6 protein-coding genes are annotated in these 5,659 nt (G+C 58.3%); all 6 read right to left on the bottom strand.

Annotation, left to right across the window (positions count from 1 at the left end; all coding sequences use genetic code 11):
- A partial coding sequence (gene rfbB / locus EN935_RS19950; protein WP_127373554.1) for a dTDP-glucose 4,6-dehydratase occupies positions 1-1,025 on the bottom strand: 1,025 nt, incomplete at its 3' end.
- Positions 1,026-1,038: 13 nt separating this feature from the next.
- Positions 1,039-1,593, bottom strand: coding sequence for a dTDP-4-dehydrorhamnose 3,5-epimerase (gene rfbC / locus EN935_RS19955; RefSeq protein ID WP_127262770.1), 555 nt, complete (start codon positions 1,591-1,593; stop codon positions 1,039-1,041).
- Complete coding sequence (gene rfbA / locus EN935_RS19960; RefSeq protein WP_127262769.1) at positions 1,594-2,475, bottom strand: glucose-1-phosphate thymidylyltransferase RfbA; 882 nt, start codon at positions 2,473-2,475, stop codon at positions 1,594-1,596.
- A 147-nt stretch (positions 2,476-2,622) separates the two neighbouring features.
- Positions 2,623-3,960, bottom strand: coding sequence for an O-antigen ligase family protein (locus tag EN935_RS19965; protein WP_127262768.1), 1,338 nt, complete (start codon positions 3,958-3,960; stop codon positions 2,623-2,625).
- Positions 3,957-5,216 (bottom strand): hypothetical protein, encoded by a 1,260-nt coding sequence (locus tag EN935_RS19970; protein WP_127262767.1) that lies wholly within the window; start codon positions 5,214-5,216, stop codon positions 3,957-3,959. The genes EN935_RS19965 and EN935_RS19970 overlap by 4 nt, the downstream gene beginning before the upstream one ends.
- On the bottom strand, positions 5,104-5,659 hold a 556-nt coding region (locus EN935_RS19975; RefSeq protein ID WP_164771215.1), incomplete at its 5' end, for a CpsD/CapB family tyrosine-protein kinase. The genes EN935_RS19970 and EN935_RS19975, both read right to left, overlap by 113 nt.

Consider the following 5,659-nt stretch of genomic DNA (forward strand, 5'->3'; position numbering starts at 1 on the left):
CGCTGCTCGCGGATCGGCCCCCACCACCATTTGTTGTCCAGGAACCAGTCGACGGTCTTGGCCAGGCCGCTGTCGAAATTCTCGTTGGGCGCCCAGCCGAGGTCACGGCTGATCTTCGATGCGTCGATGGCATAACGGCGGTCATGACCGGGGCGGTCGGTGACGAAAGAGATCAGGTCGCGATGGCTCTTGCCGCCTGCCCGCGGCCGCCTGATGTCGAGCAGATCGCAGATCGTCTCGACGACGCCCAGGTTCGTCCGCTCCGAATTGCCGCCGACATTGTAGCTCTCGCCCGGCTGTCCCCTGGTTGCGACAAGTTCCAGAGCGCGCGCGTGATCCTCGACGAACAGCCAGTCGCGCACATTGGCGCCGGCGCCATAGACCGGCAGCGGCTTTTCATCGAGCGCATTGAGGATGACCAGCGGGATCAGCTTTTCGGGAAAGTGATAGGGTCCGTAATTGTTCGAACAGTTGGAAAGCACAACCGGCAGACCATAGGTTTCGTGCCAGGCCCGCACCAGATGGTCCGAGGCCGCTTTCGAGGCGGAATAGGGCGAAGACGGCGCGTAGGGCGTTTCCTCGACGAACATGCCGCCATCGAAAGGAAGATCGCCGAACACCTCATCGGTCGAGACATGATGGAAGCGAAAGCGGCTCTTCTTGTCCTCTGGCAGGCCGCGCCAGTATTCCAGCGCGGAATTCAGGATCTTGTAGGTGCCGACGATGTTGGTCTCGATAAACGTGCCTGGCCCGTCGATCGAGCGGTCGACATGGCTCTCGGCGGCAAGGTTCATGACGATGTCGATATCGTCCCGGTGGAGGATGTCGAGCACCGCCCTCTCGTCGCAGATATCGGCATGAGCGAAGCGGTAATTGTGCGCATTCTCGATCGGCCGCAGCGAGGCCAGATTGCCCGCATAGGTGAGCTTGTCGAGATTGGTCACCCGATAGGCCGGGTTGGCACACAAATGCCGGCACACCGCCGAACCGATGAAGCCAGCACCGCCTGTCACCAGAAAATTCATGCCGCTGTCCTCATCAAGCAAACACCTCGGCGGCGGCCAGCAGCGGCGCCTTCAGGTCCTTGTCAGAAAGCTGGAACCCGCCGGCCGATGACGGCCATTCGATACCGATGGCGGGATCGTCGAAGCGGATCGACCGGTCATGCGCCTGTGAATAGGTGTCGGTGACCTTATACAGGACCTCGGTGTCGGGCACGAGCGTCACGAAGCCGTGCGCGAAGCCCTTCGGCACCAGAATCTGGTTGCCCTTTTCGGCCGACACTTCGAGAGCGACCCATTTTCCAAAGGTTTTCGACCCGCGGCGAATGTCGACCGCAACGTCGAGAATGCTGCCACGGATGACGCGCAACAGCTTGTCCTGGGCCCGCGGCGCAAGCTGGTAGTGAAGCCCTCGCAACACACCCGCCGCCGCGGAATAGGAATGATTGTCCTGCACGAAAAGCAAGTCTATGCCGGCCTGCGCAAAGCGCTCGGCATTGTAGGTTTCCACGAAAAAACCGCGCGCGTCGCCATGTCGCTTCGGAATGATTTCCAGCACACCATCGATGCCAAGGAATCTAACGTCCAGCACCTAGCCCTCCAACAGATCGGCGACACGCCGGCGCAGATAGGCGGCGTATTCGTTCTTGCCCAGGCGAGCCGCGCGCTGCAGCACCTCATCAGCCGTCAGCCAGCCCTGTTCGAAGGCGATTTCTTCCGGACAGGCGACCTTGATGCCCTGGCGATGCTCGATGGTGCGCACGAAGGAAGAAGCGTCATTCAAGCTGTCATGGGTTCCGGTGTCGAGCCAGGCATAGCCGCGCCCCAACCGGTGCACGTGCAGTTGGCCACGCTCGAGATAGGCGTTGTTGACTGCCGTGATTTCAAGCTCGCCCCGCGCCGAAGGCCTGATAGTCGAAGCGATGTCGACGACATTGTTGTCATAAAAATACAGGCCCGTGACGGCCCAGTTCGATTTCGGGTTTTGCGGCTTTTCCTCGATCGTCAACGCGGTTCCGGTGGCCTTGTCGAAGGACACCACGCCATAGCGTTCGGGGTCCTCGACATGATAGGCAAATACCGAAGCGCCACTTTCACGCGATGCAGCAGCGCGGCAAAGCTGCGACAGCCCGTCGCCGAAATAGATGTTGTCGCCCAGGATCATCGACACGCTGTCCTTGCCGATAAAATCCCGACCGATGATGAAGGCTTCCGCAAGCCCGTTGGGTTGCGGTTGCTCGGCATAGGACAGGTCGAGCCCGAACTCCGATCCATCACCAAGCAGATCACGAAAAACCGGCAGGTCACGCGGCGTTGAAATGACCAGAATCTCGCGGATACCCGCGAGCATCAAAACGCTCAGGGGATAATAGATCATCGGCTTGTCGTATATCGGCAGAATCTGCTTAGAGATTGCTAATGTTAGCGGATAAAGACGCGTTCCACTGCCTCCAGCAAGGATAATTCCTTTCAAGAAGCTCTCCTTGACATGCCTAAGCCCCCCGGCCCGAGCTGTCCGTGCTTAGGTTCCATGCAATGGCTTGTCAATCTCGGGATTCGACAAACGACCGGACCACGTCCGGCGCCAATCCATGGCCAATTCCAGGCGACCCCACTGCTCTCATCTTGCCAAGGCCGACAGCCTGACGGGAACAAGCAGATGGTCATCATAGTGATGGGCCTCGGTCGAGCCGCCTCTTTGGCTCAACCGTTCAGCAAAACCTCTGTGAAAGATGATGGCATTCATAAACGCAAAGGTCATTGCAAGCGCTGCCGTTCGCAAGGGATAATCAACCAGGGAATGAACGAGAAGAAACAACACTGAGAGAAACGCCGCTTTCTGCAACGGATCCCGCCGCGCCCTAACGGACGACGCAAAAAGCAATATCAAGTAAGCTGCGACCAGAAAAACAACAGGAACGCCACCCTCCAGTGCCAATTCCAGATAATCGTTGTGAGCGTGATTCACGTAGGGCTTGAAGATCATCTCTCCCTTTTCGTAAATCTGATAGACCTTCGGAAAACTGCCGAAACCTACTCCTGTCGCCCAGTTCTCTTCAATTCCCGCAATCGTCGTACGGGCAAATTCGGCTCGCCCAAAGGCCGGATCAACCACCTCCGCATCGATCTTTGTCCACGCGCCTATCGTGTAGAGCGAAAGGCCGATGAAGACCGCAAGGATGCCGTAGCCACCTAGCCTGGAGCGAGCCGACAGAAAGACAACCGATATTATGGTGATCGCCAAGCCTATCAGAATACCGGCGCGCGAACCGGCGGCCAGAAGCAGCAGCAACAGCGATATCAGCCCGAGCGATCCGGACAGAAGGTGCCCGCGGAACAGACCGTAGTAGACGACGAAGGGAATGGAGACGAAGAGCAAAGCTGAAAAATGATTCTGGTTGGCAAACAGTCCCGCATTGATCGTGAACGGCAACAACCCTTCTATGGCAACCGTATCGGAGAGTGAATACTGGATCGCCGCGGCCAATCCGTTGCAGATGACACCCATGAAAAAGAAGGGCAGAAGGCCGTAGACCTGATCCGGGCGCAAGCGGGTGACGCCCAGGAAAAATGCCGCCGCCGCAGCGAAATACAACAGACACTCGATCGTGCGCCCCACGCCGACACTGACGAAGCGTAGCCGGGTTTCGCCCGCCAACCATGGGCTCGCGAGCAAAACTTCAGGCCGCAATCCGCTCAACAGGGCTGCAGGCAGCGGCACGATTTGAAAGCAGAACACAGCAAAGGCCAGAGCAAGCAACCACAGGACCGAACGGGGGATGCTCTGCCCCGTTGGCCTTGAAAAGACGGCCGCGGACGAAACAATCGCCGCAATCTCGATCAGCGTTTCGGTGTAGAGGCCACTCGCCGTGCCGCCGCCAATCAGCACCGACAGGAAAAGAACCGACCCAAGCAGATACTTTTCCCACTCCGTTGACCGGGTTGACCGCTCTCTCAAGATGAAACTCTTTCGATGCTCAGTTTGTGCATGACCAACGTGCCGACGTATCGAAATCGCCAACTCTCAGCGATGGCGGCTGTTTCCAGCCGCAACAATTGCATGGGACACGCGCTTGGTCCGATCGCAAAATCCAGGCTCAAATCCTGCCGGTTGAATGTGCCTTCGGGAATATTGAACCGGGCTATTTCGCTTGCCGGATCTGCGCATCTGATGGACCAGAACAACTGCTTTGGCAGCTTCAGGTTTCTCGCGGAGGCGATCAGGGAAATCCTGTAGGAGCCGGGAGGCAGTTCAACATATTGCTGGAGCGCGGCGTTCTTCACCGGCGTATTCAGAAATCGAACGGTCGCTCCGATGTCGCTTTCACCGATATCGCGCGACCCGGCAAAGGTAATTTCCAGACCGGACCGATCGTGAACCTGCCAATCGAATGGCTTGCCGCTGCGGACCGGCTCAAAGCCGCCATTGAAAATGTATCCGCCGAGCGTCCGCTCCTGATCGGACAGGCTGAAAAGGAACAGCCGATAGGCCGCCTCGTATTCCTTTTGCCTGATGTAGCCGTTGATCACGGCAGACAATTCCTTCGATGTCGGTGGTGAACCCGACCCGGCAAGATCGAGCAGCAGTTGGTTTGCCGCGCGCAGGCCCCGCGGATCCTGACCAAGGGCGGAGAAAAGACTGGCTCTCCACGGTGCCTCGATCCTTATGGCTGCCAGGACAGCCTGATATCCGTCCGGATTTGAAAGAATGGCTGGCATGCCCGCGGCTATGACTGGAAACCGGTCCGGCCACCGGCGCAACAAGGTGTCGATCTCGCCGACAGCCTTTGACAGATCGCCCACCTCGATCGAGCGGTCGATCGACCGCTGAAGCGCATGGATCTCAGTCTTGGACAGCTTTCGGGACTGATCGAAGAGTTCAAAAGCCTCGTCCTTCTCGCCTTGTCGATACTCGATCTCGCCGATCAGGCTGTAGAGCCGGGCGTCCGCGACATTGAAGCGAAGCGCGCCCCTCGCCTTGGCGGCCAAAACGTCGAGATCAGGACCGCTGCCTGTTTCGTTCAGCTCACCGGTAATTTCACCTATCAAGGCATCTATGTTCAACGGGTCGAGCGCAAGCGAGACGGCCGGCGTTTCGGTCTCAAGGAGCCGACTTAGCCCGATCGACGAAGCCGCCAACAGCAGAACGGAGGCGACGAACCAAACGCCTGAACGCCGGAGATTTCGCGTGAGCGGGCTGGCCTGCTCCGTCATCGACTTTGCCCTCAATTTTCGGGGTACTCGCGCCATAGTCGTAGTACTGGTGGTTCATGTATTTGTAGGCGTAGTTGTAGTCGAACTTGTTGACCGCAAATTTCGACATCGCCGCTCCGATCACATTCGCACCGGCTGCGCGCAGACGCTTGACCGCCGTCTTGGCTGATTTGCGCGTGACCTGGCTGGTGGAAACGACCATCAACGTGCCTTCGGCAAGCCGGCTGAGGATTGGTGCGTCGGAAAGACCGACGACCGGCGGGGCGTCGATGATAACCAGGTCGAAGCGTTTGCCGAGATTGGTCAAGATCAGCGCCATCTTCTGCGAAGACAGCAGGTCGGCCGGATTCGGCGGAATCGTTCCGGACGTCAGCACGGTGACATTGGCGTATTTCGTCGGCCTGAAAATGCCCGCCAGATCGTCCTTGCGAACGGTATTTGTC

The sequence above is a fragment of the Mesorhizobium sp. M7D.F.Ca.US.004.03.1.1 genome, from assembly GCF_003998635.1.
Classification (GTDB): Bacteria; Pseudomonadota; Alphaproteobacteria; order Rhizobiales; family Rhizobiaceae; genus Mesorhizobium; species Mesorhizobium loti.